10 protein-coding genes and 2 pseudogenes are annotated in these 16,771 nt (G+C 55.7%); 5 read left to right on the top strand and 7 right to left on the bottom strand.

Going from position 1 to position 16,771, the window contains the following annotated elements; all coding sequences use genetic code 11:
- Positions 1 to 70: 70 nt before the first annotated feature.
- Positions 71 to 937, bottom strand: a complete 867-nt coding sequence (locus SY83_RS01290; protein ID WP_068603515.1) for a GGDEF domain-containing protein — start codon at positions 935 to 937, stop codon at positions 71 to 73.
- Positions 938 to 1,043: 106 nt separating this feature from the next.
- Here SY83_RS01290 and SY83_RS23725 point away from each other — a divergent pair.
- A pseudogene (locus SY83_RS23725) lies at positions 1,044 to 1,706 on the top strand (HNH endonuclease); the annotation flags it as partial.
- A 1,214-nt stretch (positions 1,707 to 2,920) separates the two neighbouring features.
- Here SY83_RS23725 and SY83_RS01300 read toward each other — a convergent pair.
- From SY83_RS01300 to SY83_RS01325, 6 genes are all read right to left on the bottom strand, one after another.
- Entirely contained in the window at positions 2,921 to 4,495 is a 1,575-nt protein-coding gene (locus tag SY83_RS01300; RefSeq protein ID WP_068610738.1) for a glutathione ABC transporter substrate-binding protein, read from the bottom strand.
- 40 nt (positions 4,496 to 4,535) lie between these two features.
- Positions 4,536 to 5,852: an amidohydrolase gene (locus SY83_RS01305; RefSeq protein ID WP_068603520.1), complete on the bottom strand. Its 1,317-nt coding sequence runs from the start codon at positions 5,850 to 5,852 to the stop codon at positions 4,536 to 4,538.
- Positions 5,849 to 7,333, bottom strand: coding sequence for an amidohydrolase family protein (locus SY83_RS01310; RefSeq protein WP_068603522.1), 1,485 nt, complete (start codon positions 7,331 to 7,333; stop codon positions 5,849 to 5,851). The genes SY83_RS01305 and SY83_RS01310 overlap by 4 nt, the downstream gene beginning before the upstream one ends.
- Before the next feature lie 278 nt (positions 7,334 to 7,611).
- Positions 7,612 to 9,096 (bottom strand): amidohydrolase family protein, encoded by a 1,485-nt coding sequence (locus SY83_RS01315; RefSeq protein ID WP_068603523.1) that lies wholly within the window; start codon positions 9,094 to 9,096, stop codon positions 7,612 to 7,614.
- The gene (locus SY83_RS01320; RefSeq protein WP_068603526.1) at positions 9,089 to 10,399 is read right to left on the bottom strand and encodes an amidohydrolase; all 1,311 of its coding nucleotides are present in this window, start codon (positions 10,397 to 10,399) and stop codon (positions 9,089 to 9,091) included. The genes SY83_RS01315 and SY83_RS01320 overlap by 8 nt, the downstream gene beginning before the upstream one ends.
- Before the next feature lie 22 nt (positions 10,400 to 10,421).
- Positions 10,422 to 12,041 (bottom strand): glutathione ABC transporter substrate-binding protein, encoded by a 1,620-nt coding sequence (locus SY83_RS01325; RefSeq protein ID WP_068603528.1) that lies wholly within the window; start codon positions 12,039 to 12,041, stop codon positions 10,422 to 10,424.
- A 255-nt stretch (positions 12,042 to 12,296) separates the two neighbouring features.
- Here SY83_RS01325 and SY83_RS01330 point away from each other — a divergent pair, with 255 nt between their 5' ends.
- The 4 genes and pseudogenes from SY83_RS01330 (at position 12,297) to SY83_RS01345 (ending at position 16,740) form a co-directional block, all read left to right on the top strand.
- Positions 12,297 to 13,199, top strand: coding sequence for an ABC transporter permease (locus SY83_RS01330; protein ID WP_068603530.1), 903 nt, complete (start codon positions 12,297 to 12,299; stop codon positions 13,197 to 13,199).
- Positions 13,200 to 13,212: 13 nt separating this feature from the next.
- Positions 13,213 to 14,133: a nickel ABC transporter permease gene (gene nikB, locus SY83_RS01335; RefSeq protein WP_068603532.1), complete on the top strand. Its 921-nt coding sequence runs from the start codon at positions 13,213 to 13,215 to the stop codon at positions 14,131 to 14,133.
- 25 nt (positions 14,134 to 14,158) lie between these two features.
- Positions 14,159 to 15,103 (top strand): annotated as a pseudogene (locus SY83_RS01340) (ABC transporter ATP-binding protein); the annotation flags it as partial.
- A gap of 620 nt (positions 15,104 to 15,723) precedes the next feature.
- On the top strand, positions 15,724 to 16,740 hold the full coding sequence (locus SY83_RS01345; protein WP_068603533.1) for an ABC transporter ATP-binding protein: 1,017 nt from the start codon (positions 15,724 to 15,726) through the stop codon (positions 16,738 to 16,740).
- Positions 16,741 to 16,771 lie beyond the last annotated feature (31 nt).

Genomic DNA, 16,771 nt, shown 5'->3' on the forward strand with positions numbered 1-16,771 from the left:
TAAATCCACTGTATTGGACACAAAACAAGACCATTCTCGCGAAAGGTCCCGTGTCTTACATCCTATTCATTTACCCATACATGCAAAATCGTTTCCGCCCCGCGCCCTTTGCCCTATACAACGCAACATCCGCTTGCTTCAGTAAAGCATGAATATCTTCATTGTTGTAGCGGACCGCCACGCCGATGGATGCGCTTAGCCTCATTTTGCCATCCTGCAGTGTAAAGGGCATGTCGAACATCGACATAATGCGTTCCGCCATCCGCTCGGGGGAATCCTCGCAATCCACATGGGTCGCCACAATGAATTCATCGCCGCCCAATCGAATGAGAATATACTCGGAGTTGAAATGACTGTGCAATCGGCTTGCCACCTCTACCAAGACCATATCTCCGGTGTCGTGTCCGTGGTTATCGTTGATTTTTTTGAAATGATCCAGATCGAACATACATAGCACAAGCGGATTCGTCACATGCTCCAGCAGATATCTTCGGTTAAACAGTTTCGTTAACTCGTCATGATAGGCGTAGTTGCGGAGCTGTTCTTCGTTACGCTTGCGTTCCGTTGTATCCCGGGTGACACTGATAATATATTGCACTTCTCCGTCATCGTCCATAATGGGTGTTAGCAGGCTTTCACCGCTCAACATACCGTTGGGCATCAAGACACCGTCCTCAAAGCGGATCGGCTTCCGTTCTGTGAGCACACGGGTATAATTATGGTGAAGGTACCCCGCCATCTGGGGTGATTTATTCGTTTCTTCAAAAGAAAGGCCTACATCCTTCATAGACACGCCGCTGAAACGGGTAGCCATCCGGTTCACATACACATAAGTGAAGTTGCCGCCTTCCACTTTCATGATATAGATGGAATCTTCCAGCTGATCCAGCATCCCGGGAAGCAGCTCAGCCAACTCTAACATCGTCGATGGTTTCATGAGGGTCTTGCTCCTTTATACCGCACAATTAATAAGCCATATATTAACTATATTAACTATTGTTGCTCAAATGTAAAGAAGGTAATATGTAGGATAGAGGTGACCTATGGAAGAGGAACAGCTGGTGTATAAGCTTTGTACATATTGTAATGAGTCCAAGATGTTATCCGAATTTCTTCGTCGGACGGGCAAAAGGTCGGGAGCCGGCTCACGCCGCGGCGCTTGCCGCTCCTGCAGGAAGCTCAGAAAACCAGGTCAAGAGATCGAAACGCCTTCAGCGAAAATCGCGCGAGTCGAGGACAAGCTGCTGACTGAAGTACAGCGGCCGACGGTTCAGTCCGCGCTTCTTAAAACCAGGACCGCGCTCCCGAGACCGCTCACGGAACCGGCGGAATTGGCGTTGTCGCGCGTGCATGAGTTGGCCGCGACCCGTCAGGGGATCGTTCGAATGCGCGGCCGAACGGATAAAGGCCGGCGTTGGGTGCAGGAAACAGATTTAGCGACAGCCGTCAATCTCGTTGTGGAGCACGCCGCCGTGGTGGTGAACCGGAATACGGTTCGCCGATTGTTTTCGAACCGGTCTTTTCGGGAGTATTTATTGAAGCGGGATCGTTATACTTGTTATTTTTGCGGGGGATATGGGGACACTATCGACCACTTGCTGCCGCGGGTGAAAGGCGGTCATACCACGCCCGTGAACTGCGTAATCGCATGCAACCTCTGTAATCAGATCAAGGCTGCGCGGGATGCGGACGAGTTCATCCGTTCGTTGGCTGAAAGCCGAATCGGCATGATGGAGCTGTGGCTTCAGATGAATGAAGCCCGCGAAGCGAACCCGGACCGCACCCTGCTCATTGGTGTGGACGGTTGCGGCGGTTCCGGCAAAAGCACCTTAGCCGAGCGCATCCGCTTGGCTTATCCGGACGTCACCGTTGTGCATCACGATGATTTCTATAAGCCGCGCGCGCAGCAGAGGCCGTTCACACCGGATGTGGCCGAGGTTGGGGCCAACTTTGATTGGCGGCGGCTGGAGGCGCAGGTGTTGCGGCCGGCTACGAGCGATCGGCGTGTGCAAGAACAAGGCTTGGGAAAAAGCGTGGCGAAGGGGCCGGGAAGTGTCGAGGCGGTGCGCACGGGAGAGGTTCAAGTTATGGGCACGGGAAGGGGCGAGGTGCTGGGCACGGGAAATGGCGCGAAACCGAGCGCAGGATCTGGTGAGGAAATGAACCATTGTGCCTTCAAGGCCGGTATCTCCCGACCTATGCGCTACCAGCGCTATGAATGGGACAGGGACGCTCACGCCGAATGGATCACAATACCCCAGGGAGGTATTGTAGTCGTTGAGGGAGTCTATTCGCTTCGGCCGGAACTGGTCGACTATTACGACCTGACAGTCTGGGTAGAAACGCCCCGCGACCTGCGTCTCCAACGCGGATTGGAACGGGACGGCGAACAAGCCCTGCCGTTCTGGCAGGACTGGATGGCGGAAGAGGACCTGTATATGGAGAGGACCCACCCGCAGGAACGGGTGCGATTGGTGTTGGCCGGAGTGTAGTGATAGGTCATGAGGCATGCAATGATTTGTCTTTAGCATCCGATGGCTCATAGCGAATAGTAACCAATGTTGAATAGACTGGGTTCGTAATCGGTGGTGCCTATAACACAATAGCTACCATCCCTCCCCTTAACGAACCTAACTACCGTGATGTGTTACCCGTTTACGCTAAATATGGAGATATCCTGTAACTAACCTCAGATAGAGTAACGCTTTTCCTTCATGTGCAGTCGAGGCGACACACGAAGGAAAATGACTACTCTATTTCACATTTATCCTATCTAAGCTCCAAAATTTGAGTAATTCAGCATCATGTCAGTGTAAAATGTTTCCATAACTATGCATCGGTCGGTATTCGCTTCCGAAAGGAATATGAACAAAGAACAAAGACCAACCACCCAAACTCGGTAGTTGGTCTTGTATTAATTCTAAGGCTTCAACACAATTTCGCCCAACTCGACATAGCCCGATGGCGAGATCCACAATCCTTCAACATTCTTCGAGATCGCAACCAAGTTTTCCGAGCTCCGGAACGGATACAACGGCACTTCGTTCAGCTCGATTTGCTGGGCTTGCTCGTAGAGTATTTTGCGCTTATCCGCATCCTTCTCCTTACGTCCGTCCTCAATCAGTTTGTCGACCTCCGGATTGTTATAGAACGAATGGTTGCCCGGCAGACCGGCAGAGGAGCTATGGAACAAATTATATTGGTTGTAGTCCGCATCCCCCGTCGCATTTCCCCATCCGCTGATGAACATATCCGTCTCGCCCTTCGTTGCTGCTTCAATATACGCGCCAAATTCCATCACCTTGACTTCAAGATCGATGCCGATGCCCTTCAACTGCGATTGCAGCACCTCGGATACATTGACACGCGCCTTATTGTCGTTGGTGTACAGCGTCGCTTTAAACCCTTTGGCATAACCGGCATCCGCAAGCAGAGATTTGGCTTTGTTAATATCATAAGCGTATCCCTTCAGATTCGGACTGTACCCGATGACCTTCGGACCCAGCGTGGAATGAGACACTTTACCGACATTGTTGTACACCCCGTTGATGATCGCTTCTTTATCGATGGAGTAGGCAATCGCCTGCCTTACGCGAACGTCGTCAAACGGCTTCTTCTTCGTATTAAATCCAATATGGTCGACGGCAAAAGATTCAAAACGCCCCAACGACATCGTCGACGAATTCGATACGCGGTCGATCTCGGTAATCGGCAGTTGCTCGGCGATATGCGCTTCGCCTGTTTCCACCATGGCTACGCGGGTGGCGTCTTCGGGCACTGTCCGGAACACCACTTTATCAAGTTTTGCTTGATCTCCCCAGTACTTGTCGTTCCGCACCAGTATGATGTCTTGACCCGGCGTCCAGGATTCGAACGTGTAAGGTCCGGTCCCTGTCGGATGATTCGTCAGTTCTTTGCCGTACGTGTCAATGGCCTTCGGACTCAGGATGCCGCCCTCCGCGCTCGCCAATACGGACAACAGAGGGGCATAGGGGTATTCAAGCAGCATTTGGATCGTATAGTCGTCAACCGCTATGACTTCCTTAATCATGTTGAACATGTTGGCTTTTGGCGTAGGCTCTTCTTTGCTGGTGGCGCGCGCGATGGTCTTCTGCACCGCAGCGGCGTTGAATGGTGCACCGTCCTGAAACGTTACGCCTTCACGCAATTTAAATTCCCAGGTGAGATCATCGATCTGTTTCCATTCCGTGGCCAAAAGAGGCTTGTACTCGCTGTTTTTATTCAACTCGACCAAACCTTCGTACACCTTATGCTGTACAACCGCCATGGAATTGAGCTGGGTGCTGTAATGCGGATCGAGGTTGTTGGCGTCGCTTAGACGGGCAATGACGAGTGTTCCGCCCGTGGCTTGCTTCTCCGGTTCCGCTGGCGTGTTCGTCGCGGCCGGCTCCGCGTTATTGCCCGAGCAACCGGTAAAGAGCGCCAAGGCGAGTAACAGCGTTGATCCGATTTTCCATTTATTTCTAGACTTCATCGTCGTGTTCATCATCATGGTTCATCCCCTTTTTATTTTCTTAATGCAATGCTCCGGATACGATCCGGCCTTCCTTTAACACGGCTTCACGCTTCGCGCGGCGAGCGACCGCCTCCGAGGAGCAACTCGCGCGGACCAACACGCCGCTTGCTTCGTCACCGACGACTGGCCACGACCGGTTGCCGTCCCGGTCCAGCGGCAGGACGCCTCCCGTGATGTAGCCCAGCGCCTTGGCGAGGGGCCGCTCCGCGCTCCAACCGAACCGCTCGGCCAAGCGCCCCGCCTTCTCGAGAGCGTCCCCTTGGCCGAACGGCGACCAATGGTCGGTGATGCTGTCGTCCCCAAGCGAGACGCCGACCCCTGCCGTTGTCAGCAACGGTACCGGAATCGTCGGTCGGTTGATCGGCACCGTGGAGGTGATGTCGATGCCTTGGGCCGCCAATTGCGCAGCCACATCGGCTTGGACCTCCGGCGCTACGTCGGCCAGGCCAATCGCATGGGAAAACGTTACACGCCCTTGCCAGCCCGCGTCTTCCGTCAGTGCGGCCAGCCTCCTGAACGTGAACACGCCCAGGTGTCCCGGATCATGGATATGGATATCTACGGCGGCATCCGCTTCGACGGCTAACTCCATGATGGTGTGCAGCGATTTCTCGATATCCAAATCCACCGTGGCCGGATCCACACCGCCCATATGGGTTGCTCCCATACGCAGCGCCTCCCTTGCCAACCCTGTTACGCCGCTTCGTAACAAGCCGTGTTGAGGAAACGCCACAATCTCATGCGTGACTTTCCCCTTATAGGACTCTAGTGCCGCCAATGTCGCCTCCAGATTGCCCAATCCCGTGTAGGGATCCACATTACAATGCGTGCGAATATGGGTTGTGCCATGGCTAAGCAATAGACCAATTATCGCCTCCGCCCGCTCCCTGGCCGTCGGCAGCAGCTCCAACAACAGTGTCTCCTCCTGTTGGAGCCGTGAGAAGATGCTGGTTGCCGGTCTCACGGCTTTCCAAGGGCCGCTGTAGTAGGTTTTGTCAATATGGATGTGCATGTCCCGAAACGGCGGCAGCAGCAACATCCCGAAGGCATCCTGCTGAGGCAATGGGATATTCCCGGCGACGTCCCGCTGAGTCAATGGAATATCCCCCTCAGTGACGTTCCGCTGAGACAATGGGATATCCCCGCATCCGTCCAGTTCAGACAGCGGCGTCGTCCCTGGTACAATCTTGGCAATGACCCCGTCCTCGATCCGCAAATGACAGCGTTCCGTCTCGGTTCCCGTAATCCGCCCGTCTTCCCGCCGAAACCCTTTCTCCAGCGTCACATTCGTCAACCAATAAGCCGCTTCCTTCATGATTTCCCGCTCCCCTCTCGCTGCATAACTCTAAATGAACTCCGGAACAACACCTCCGCAGGCAGCTGCTGATAATCCCGGTCCATATAACTCCTCTTCAACCTGTCAAAATAAAGCTGACCCCGCACACGCAACCCCTCCATATCCACGCCGGGGATCATGCGGTCTTTCATCACGACGTTTCCGTCGATGATCGAGAGCAACACATCCCGCCCCGAGCAAGTGGTGAACATGGTGCGAATCGGGTCGTCGATCGTTCCGACATGGAAGCCGCTCAGGTCGATGGCGATGATGTCCGCCTTCGCGCCTGGCGCCAGGCGGCCGAGATCCGGCCTGCCCAGGTACGCAGCCCCGCCAAGCGTAGCCGCACGAAACACATCCGCGTATGAAGATTCGGCCACTTCGCCCTCGACCACCCGGGATAACATGCTTGCTGTCCGGATGTTTTGGAAAAGGTCAGGCGGGAACGTATCCGTCCCGAGCGCCAACCGAATGCCGCGCCGTTGATACTTGGCGAATGAATCTAACGCCGATCCGTGTCGGCCGATGATGAGCGGACAATGGATGACGGTTGTCCCCGTCTCCTGCAGTAACGCCGCGTCATCCCCTTCGCCATAGGGCGCGTGCCGGCTGCCCGAGACCACATGCGCATGCGGAATCGCGGTGCGCTCGCCTAGGAACCCCAGATCATACAGATGACGGATTGGTGTCTTCCCGTATTGCCGGTGGATTTCCTCGTACTCGAACAATCCTTGTGCCGCGTGCAATCGTACCGGACAACCCAGCTCATCGCTGTAGGTTTTCGTGCGCTGCAAGTTTTCCGGCGTCTGCGACTCGATTCGCTCCGGGGCAAGCATACCCCGAATTCGTCCGCCGTAGCTCCCGTCAAACGCCTTGACGAAGGCAACTGCCCGCTCTAAGCCGGCTTCGCCCTCCGCCTCATCCCAGTGCAAGACGATGGTCCCGTCCGGCTTTACTACACGAATGCCCGATTGATAACTTGGACCAAGATAAATGCGCAAGCCTAGCCGGCCCGCATGTTCCGCCGCGGCGGCAAGCTCCTCGTACGTCTCCGCCCAGCGCTTATAGAACACCGAGGTGATGGGCATCGCCGTCGTGACCCCGTGCAGGATCAGCTGGCTGTAGGCATAAAGCGACTTGAACGCCTCATCCTCCGGCGTCATCGCTTCCCTGCAGCCCTGCTGCACGTAGGCTTCGGACCATAGCAAATTGCGCTTTCGGTCTTTCCCCGCTTCCAGATGCACCAGGTCATGGTCAATGTCGCCCAGCGCGTTCAGGTCAATGAACCCCGGCGAGATCACCGCCTGACCTGCATCGATCACCTCATCCGCTTCCCCCGGATAGTCATGCCCGACAAACACAATCGTGTTACCTTCGTACACGACTTCCCCGTCGGGATACACGACATGATCCTGCCCGTCAAACCCGATGACGAATGCGCCTTTAATTAATGTTTTCATGATTCTGCACCTCCGCCTAGTAGCGTATTCACGGCCATTTGTAGCGATATCGCTACTATTTGCCGTCCTTCGGTCTCTCTACACCCCAACTGTAGCGATATCGCAACAATTCACTCGATCCACCACGCCTAACCACCCTATTGCCAGCCATTTGTAGCGATTTCGCTACTATTTGCCGTCCTTCGGTCTCTCTACACCCCAACTGTAGCGATAACGCTACAGATGGCTGGTACGTCCAACCACTCGCAAACCTCTTGATTGCCTGTTCCTATCTGACCTTACAACGCATCCGGGTCGAACCGCTTCTCGTCCACGTACGCCCGCACGCTGCCCCACATGTACTTGGTCGGCTGCATATACTTGCGCAAGCCCGCGCGTTCGATCGTCTCCTGCGCCATGCCGTTCGCTTCCTCCAGCACCTGTTCCTCATCCACAGTCAATACCCGCCGCTCATCCATCAGCAATTCCCCGTCCACCAGCACATGGCTCACATCCCCGGCAACCGCCTGATGGACCAGACGATGCACATACATATACTCCGGGGCCAAATGAGGCTGACGCATATTCACCGTAATGATATCCGCCTTCTTCCCGGCTTCCAGCGAGCCCAGCTCGTCATCCCAGCCGACACAACGGGCCGCGTCGATCGTCACCATCTCCAGCAGCTTCCCCGGCGGCAAATAATAATAGTCCTTCAGCGCAGCCTGGTGGACCATCTGCGTCTTTCGCATCGCCTGGAACATGTCGAACGAGGCGGCGGGCGCCGTCCCGTCCGTGGAAATAGCGACGGTCGCGCCCATCTCCATCAGCTCCGTTATCGGCGTGCGCGCCAGCACCTGACCGAAGCCGGGAGCGGATGATACATTTGTGCCCGTCTCCGCCAATATCCGCGCCTCGTCGAATGAGATCCCCCGGCAATGCTGCAGATGCACATCCGGCCCCAGCAGCGCGTTCTCCTTATCCTGCGCGGCCAGATGGATCATCCCGCCGAACGCGTCCGAGTGAATGCGCGTGTTATATTTCCGCGCAATCTCCCTGATCCTTTTGGCCTGATAACGATCATGATCCGTCAACCCGTACAACTGATCCGTAGGTGTAGGCGCCGAGGGATTAATCGAAGTCACAATAACAAACGGCGTAATAAACGCCCGAATCCGATCCCCATTGGCATGGTTCAACGCCTCTATAACCGCCTCCGCGCCCGCCAACACCTTCTCGTAAGTGACCTCTTGTGTAACCTGCTTCCCGTCTACCCAACGAGAGAACGGATGCGGCCAAGGCGGGTTGCACGGACCTGTGCACACAATCTCGCGAATCCCCGTCTCCGCATAAGCACGAGCATGATTCAGCGCGAACACCGGATCATCCGACCGCGGCATCGAGCCCAGCACACAAGCCCCCGTGGTAATGCCCGCTTTCAACCGCTCCAGCGCGTTTAGCTTCCCTTCGTAATACCAGAAATCATCCGTTACAAAATGCTTATAAGTTCGTGTCATAATCGGCATCCAGAAGGAGATATTGTCCATGGCAATGGTTTTGAAGAGGGAATGACCGCCGTGACCGTGCACATCTATCAGCCCCGGCAACACGCAATGATGCTTGCAGTCGATGACCCGCTTGGCCTCATACTTACCGACCAGATTCTCTGTATCCCCAACTTCCAGTATTCTCCCGTCCTGTACCGCCACCGCGCCGTCCTCCAAAATGCGCCGTTCCCCATCCATCGTAATGACGACACCATGCACCAGCAACGTATCAATCATGATCAGAAGACCCTCCCGCCACCTTGGTTCCGCGATAAAATACCATCACCCGGCGCGCCCGGCGAGCTACCGCTTCGGCGGAACAGCTCGCCTCGCACAGCACCAGGCTGGCCCCGTCCCCGACCCGCGGCCACACTTGCTCCCCGGCGTCGTTCAACGGTGTCACGCCGCCGGTGATGTAACCGAGCGCGCGCGACAACGCGAACTCGTCTACCCAGCGGAAGCGCTCGGCCAACCGGCCCGCGCGCTCCAGCCCATCGCCGTTGCCGAACGGCTGCCACGTGTCGAAGATGTTGTCGCTGCCGACGGCAACGGCAACCCCCTTCGCGCGGAGCAGCGGCACCGGAGGCAGCGTGCGGCGGTGGGGCACGCTCGTCACCACCGTGATGCCGGCCTCGGCCAGCAGCGATGCCAGCGCCTCGCCTTCGCGCTCAGGCACCTCCCCCAGTCCGAACGCGTGGCTCACGGACACCTTGCCCTGCAGTCCCGCTTCCACCGTCAGCGCGGCCAGCCTGCGGATCGTGAACGCCCCGAGATAATCGGGGTCGTGCAAGTGCAGGTCGATCCCGGCGCCAAAGTCGACCGCGATCTCCACCATCTCCTGCAGCGAGCGTTCCACGTCGCCGTCCACGGTCGCGGGGTCAACTCCCCCGACCAGCCCGGCTCCCTGCCGCATCGCCTCCCGCACAAGCCGCCCGGACTCGCTGCGCAGGAGTCCGTGCTGCGGAAAAGCCACAATCTCCGAGGATACCCTCCCCCGGTATTCCTCCAAAGCCTGTTGCACACCCTCCAGGTTGCGTGTGCCAACCTCGGGGTAAATGTCCACATGGGTTCGCACATGAGTCGATCCCGCCGCCAGCAACACATCCAGCAAACTTTCGGCGCGTTCCCGTGTCGACAAAGGCACCCCGGCCAGCACCTTCTTCTCAATCCCGCACCGCTCCACCACCCCGCTTGCGGGGAGGACGGCGCGCCAGGGCTCGCCGAGCAGGGTTTTGTCCAGATGCACATGCTTCTCTATAAAGGAAGGCAAGAGCAAATGACCGCCCCCTTCTACAATTGGAAGCAACCCTCCGCCCGTTGAAGTAGGATGAGACCCTGCAGGAATCTTCTCCGCAGACTCCGCCCCTGCGTGAACCGTCATTGCAGCGAAATCTCGCGCCGGCACGATCTCCGCAATCACGCCATCTTGGATGCGCAGATGCACCAATTCCGTTTCGGTCCCGTCCACGCGGCCCTCCTCGTCGTAAGTAAACCCGGTCTCCACTAACACATTCTTCAGCCAAAAAGCTCCTTCTGCCATCGTTCAACCTCCTGCGAGTTTATTACTCCACACTAGCTTCGTTCACCATCAGGTAGCCCGATGGGTTGATCCAGAACCCTTTCACCTTTTTGCTTATCGCCGCGTTGTTCTGCAGGTTCCGAATCGGGATGATTGCGGCTTCCGTCAGCTCAATCTCCTGCGCCTTGTGATATATTTCCTTCCGCTTTTCCGGATCCGTCTCTTTGCGGCCTTCCTGAATCAGCGCGTCCACCTCCGGATTGCTGTAAAACGTCACATTGCCCGTCGTCCCGTGCGATTCCGTCAGAAACATATTCGACTGATTATAATCCGCATCCCCAGTGGCGTTGCCCCAGCCCGTCATGAACATCTGCTGTTCCCCTTTGGCCGTGGACTCCAGGTAGGCGCCGTACTCCATCACCTTCACCTCTAGCTCCACACCGATCTCTTTCAACTGGGACTGCACCACCTCGGCCAGCGCGATCCGCTCCTTGCGGTCATTTGTCCAATATTCGGCCTTAAATCCGTTTGGAAACCCGGCTTCCGCCAGCAGCGCCTTCGCTTTGGTCACATCATAAGGGTAAGGCTGCAGCTTGTCACTGTATCCGAACACTTTGGAGCCCATGGTCGAATTGGCCAGCTTGCCCGCACCGTTATATACCCCTTGAAAAATATCTTCCCGCTGAATCGCGTGAGAGATGGCCTGACGCACTTTCATATTGTCAAAAGGCTTCTTCTTCACATTAAATCCGATAAATTCCGCGCCAAACGCTTCGCTCTTGTACAGATCGACAACGCCCGCGCCTTCCACCCGCGCCATCTCGGTCACCGGAATGCCGTCCGCAATATCCGCTTCGCCAGTCTCTACCATCGCTAGCCGCGTAGTGTCCTCGGGAACGACCATGTACACGACCTTATCCAGTTTCACCGGTTCCCCCCAATACCCCTCGTGCTTAGCCAAAACAACTTCCTCACCCGGGGTCCAAGACTCAAATTTGAAAGGGCCGGTTCCGGTCGGATGCAAGCTCAGCTCCTTGCCGTAGGTTTCCATCGCTTTTGGACTCATGATACTGGACTCATGGGACGCCAGCACCGACAATAACGGCGAAAACGGTGTTTTCAGCACTATTTGTAATGTGTGGTCGTCGACGGCTTTGATTTCTTGTACCATTTTGAACACGACCGCTCTGGGAGATTCCAGTGCTCTTGCAATCGTGGCCTTGACCGCTACCGCGTTAAACGGTGTGCCGTCATGGAACTTTACGTCATCGCGCAGCTTGAATTCCCAGGTGAGATCGTCGAGTTGTTTCCACTCTTTGGCCAGCATCGGTTGGAACTCCATGTTCTTGTCGCGCTGGACTAACATTTCATATACGGTACGGTGAATCACACTGGCGGAAGCAATATTAGTAATGTAATGAGGATCGAGCGATGTGGCATCGGAAAGCCGCGCAATTTTCAACGTCCCGCCCGCAGCCGCAGGTGCTGCTTCCTTCTCCGTGCCTGTTTCCGCGGTTGTTTCCGTCTTGGGTGCGTTCCCGTTCGATTTCATGTTCGTGTTGGTGCCGTTCCCGGATGAACAGCCTGCGATCCCTAAAGTCATTGCGCATATCAAAATAAAACTGCGAGCCGTTCTTGGAGCCTTTGCTAATCTCTTCAACATGGTTATTTCCCTCCCGCGTTATGAGTTGCACTCCTCACCGACTCTCTATCATGTTCGGTTATCTAACATTATATAGGACGAAATCGTCCGCGTTTTTCAGGATCTTTACCTTTTTTTATAGTTTCTTTACCTGTTGGGTGTTTTCTGTATCCAAATCAGAAGGGTTTTGTTAAATTTTCAGTAGGAACTTTAATTTGTGTCAGGTTATCTTACGTAACATATTCTTTTCAAAAATAACACTTAGGAGGAACTGCTATGCAGCAAGCCCGCGTCGAAGGTCCGGCCTGGAAGCTTTCTCAAACCACACCATCCGTTCGTTGGAAGCGCACCAGGGACTTTTACAAGAAACTCAGCAAGAACAAACTGTCGCTCACCGGAGGCTATATCGTTCTCTTCTACTTATGTATCGCTGTGCTGGCTCCGGTGCTTCCGATTGCGGACCCGTTCAAGATTGACCTTGTCCATAAACTGCAGACTCCGTCCCTTCAACACTGGATGGGAACGGACGATAAAGGCCGCGACATCCTGTCACGCCTCGTGTTCGGCACCCGCATCTCATTATCCGTCGGCTTTGTATCCATGTTTATGGGAGCCATAATAGGCACGTTTCTCGGACTTGTTGCGGGCTATTATGGGAGATGGGTTGACACCATCATCATGCGCGTTATTGATGTGCTTCTCGCCTTTCCCGGCATATTGATCGCGCTCGCGATCGTCAGCGCTTTGGGCGCCAGCCTCATTAATGTGATGGTGGCCGTAGGCATATACACGATTCCGCTGTTTGCCCGAATTGTGCGAGGATCTACGCTCTCGGTGAAACGGCTCGAGTATGTGGACGCGATCCGGGCGCTGGGCGCAACCGATGTGACGATCATCACGAAGCATATCATGCCGAACATTCTCTCGCCGATTATCGTGCAAGCCACGCTGCGTCTCGGGACGGCGATCCTGACTGTGGCCGGTTTGTCCTTCCTCGGACTCGGCGCGCAGCCGCCTTCTCCCGAATGGGGCGCGATGCTCAGCAACGGCCGCGATTTCCTCTTTACGGCGCCGCATATCGCGGTGTTTCCCGGTTTGGCCATCTCTACACTGGTGTTAGCCATCAACGTGTTCGGCGACGGGCTGCGAGACGCCCTGGATCCGCGTATCCGCAAATAGGAGGGGAAAGTGCATGCACATTTATCTTTTGCGCCGGATCATTCAGCTCATTCCGGTATTGCTCGGTGTTACTTTGGTTGTGTTTCTCATTATGCAGCTCATCCCCGGGGATCCTGCCGTTCTGCTCGCAGGCGAGGGGGCTACAGCGGAAACGGTGGCTGCCATACGTCACGAGCTGGGGTTGGACCGACCGATTCTGGTGCAATATCTGAGCTATGTAAGCGAAGTTGCGCGGGGGGATCTTGGTGAATCCATTCGCTCCAACCGCCCTGTGCTTGAGGAGATTAAGGTTCGCCTACCCGTCACCATCCAATTGGCCACCGCCAGTATCGTCATTTCCATCCTGCTCGGTCTGGTCGCCGGCATCATCTCCGCAACCCGCCAATACAGCGCTTGGGACACCGTGCTTATGCTCGTCGCTCTGCTTGGCGTCTCCCTGCCGAGTTTCTGGATCGGGTTATTGCTTATCTTTACGTTTTCCGTCAAAATGCACCTCCTCCCCGTAGCCGGCTGGGGCACGTTTCAGCATATGATTCTCCCGGCGCTGACCTTAGGCGCATCAGGGGCGGCCATCGTGGCCCGCATGACGCGTTCCTCCATGCTCGACGTCATCCGGCAGGATTACATCCGGACGGCCCGGGCCAAGGGACTGAAGGAGAATATCGTGATTTGGAAACACGCTTTGAAGAACGCTTTGATCCCGGTCATCACTGTGGTGGGACTGCAATTCGGGGCGATGCTCGGCGGAACGGTGATCGTGGAGTCGATTTTTGCCATTAACGGGTTAGGGCGCCTCATTGTGGATGCCATTCGTACGCGAGATTTGCCGATGGTGCAGGGGGGCGTGCTGATCGCTTGTTTTATTTTTGTCATGGTCAATCTGATGGTCGACATCCTGTATCGGGCTTTCAACAAACGAATTGAGCTTGATTAATCTCGGGGGAGGAATAGATATGGTGATGAACGCTGCGGTACAGCCATTATTGGAAGTGGAAAATTTACAGACCGTGCTTACGACCGAAGATGGTATGAACCGGGCTGTGAACGGGATCTCGTTTACGCTGCATCCGGGGGAAACGCTGGGCATTGTGGGTGAATCCGGCTGCGGCAAAAGCATGACCTCGCTCTCCATCTTGCGTCTCGTCGCTTCGCCGGGCCATATTGCCGGCGGGGCCATTCGGTTTCGCGGAGCGGATTTGCTGACGAAATCCGAAGCACAGATGAGGGAGATTCGCGGGAATCGGATCTCGATGATTTTTCAGGAGCCGATGACGTCGCTGAATCCCGTCTACTCGGTGGGGGAGCAGATTGCGGAGGTCATCCGCGTGCATCAAAAGCTAAGCCGCAAAGACGCTTGGGCGAAAGCGGTCGACATGCTGCGCAAAGTCGGTATTCCTTCGCCGGAGAAGCGCGCGCGGCAGGAGCCGCATGAGCTTAGCGGCGGCATGCGGCAGCGGGTCATGATCGCCATGGCATTGGCGTGCCGGCCGGAGATCCTGATCGCCGACGAGCCGACGACCGCACTGGATGTGACCATCCAGGCGCAGGTGCTGGCGATTATGAAGGAGTTGCAGCAGGAGTTTGGCATGGGGATGATTCTCATCACCCATGACATGGGCGTCGTCTCTGAAGCTTGCGACCGCGTGGCGGTCATGTACGCGGGACGAATCGTCGAGTACGCCACCACAGCGGAGCTGCTGCACGACCCGCGGCACCCGTATACGCAGGGGTTGCTGGAGTCGATCCCCAGCCTGGACGAGGACCAGGCGTCGTTGCCGACGATCAAGGGCACGGTGCCGAGCCCTTATCGGATGCCGGCGGGCTGCGCCTTCGCGCCGCGATGCCCGCATGCGCGGGAGCTGTGCAGGCAGTCGATGCCGGAGCTGACGGCCGTTGTCGGCGGGGCGGGCACTACGGGCGCCAACCCATCCGCGCTGAGCGAAGGGGACAACGCCACTTTGCACGCTGAGCAGAGTGAAGCGGCCATCGCCGCCAATCCATCCGTGCTGAGCGAAGGGGATAACGCCACTTTCCACATTGAGCAGAGTAAACATCCCTCCGTAGCCGAGCGTACTGTTCGATGCTGGATGGCCACACCACTGTGGGAAGCCTCCATAGAAGCGGATGCTGAATTCGAAGTGGCTGCTACTATTAATTAATTACGTAATTAACTCATAGAGTAACCATTTTCCTTCCTACGTTGCCCAGTTACATTATTTTCCTTGCTATTTTAATATATCAAGATAATAAAGTAGTGATTTACCTTCGTGTGCTGTCCGGACAGCACATGAAGGAAATTCGATACCTTATATCCTGAACATACCTCATAAAGGCTGAGAACAAAGAAAATAGACATTTCCTAAGCGAAATTCGTTACCTTAACCATCACACGTAGCTCAGATCTATCAGTAACCACATCAATTAACGAAAACCATAGTTACTAAAGCGAAACTCGTTACCTACCCATCACCGTTACCCTAGATCCACCAGTAACCAGATCCCCTGTGAGGAGCGTGAGCACCACATGACGAATACATCCACCCTGCCCCGAGAGTTAATGAAAGTCGAACACCTCAAGAAATACTTCCCGGTGAAGGGCGGCCTCCTTGGACGCACCATGCAGACCTTGAAGGCGGTGGACGATGTCAGCTTCTCCATCTATGAAGGGGAAACGCTCAGCATCGTCGGCGAGTCCGGCTGCGGCAAGTCCACTACCGGGCGCGCGCTCCTGCGGCTCGACGAACCGACCGAAGGGCAGATCCGCTTTCAGGATACGGATCTGCTCAAACTTGGAAAGCGCAAGCTTCGCCAGACGCGCAAAGACATGCAGATCATCTTCCAGGATCCGTTCGGCTCGCTGAACCCTAAACAAACCATCCAACAGCTCCTTTACGAAGCGCTGGACATTCAAGAGATTGTGCCGCGCGGCAAGCGCATCTTCCGCATCGCTGAGCTGATGGAACTTGTCGGGCTGCATCCCGACACGATGTACCGTTACCCGCATGAGTTCAGCGGCGGGCAACGGCAACGGATCGGCATCGCCCGCGCGCTGGCCGTCGAGCCCAAGCTGATCGTCTGCGACGAGGCGGTGTCCGCGCTGGACGTATCGGTACAGGCGCAGATCCTCAATCTGCTGAAGTCCCTTCAGCAGCAGCTCAAACTCACCTACTTGTTCATCTCACATGATCTGGCAGTGGTTAGACATATCTCGGATCGCGTCATGGTGATGTACCTGGGCAAGGTTGTGGAAATTGCCCCAAAGGCATCCCTGTTTCGGGCACCGCAACATCCCTACACTCAGGCTTTGCTGTCGGCGATTCCCAGTGTGCGCGCCACCTCGCCCAAAGAGAAAATCATCCTCAAAGGCGAGATTCCTTCGCCTCTGAACCCGCCGCAAGGGTGCCGCTTTCACACCCGCTGCCCGTTGGCCGTGGAGCGATGCGTAAACGAAGAGCCTCTCCTTATGCCGGTGGGTGCGGAGGGACATTTCGCCGCGTGCCATTTTGCGCCAAAAGATGCTTGTCATTCCGATTCCAACTAAGATACAGTAAATAGAAACACAGAATCCATGT

The sequence above is a fragment of the Paenibacillus swuensis genome, assembly GCF_001644605.1.
In the GTDB taxonomy this organism is placed as follows: Bacteria; Bacillota; Bacilli; order Paenibacillales; family DY6; genus Paenibacillus_N; species Paenibacillus_N swuensis.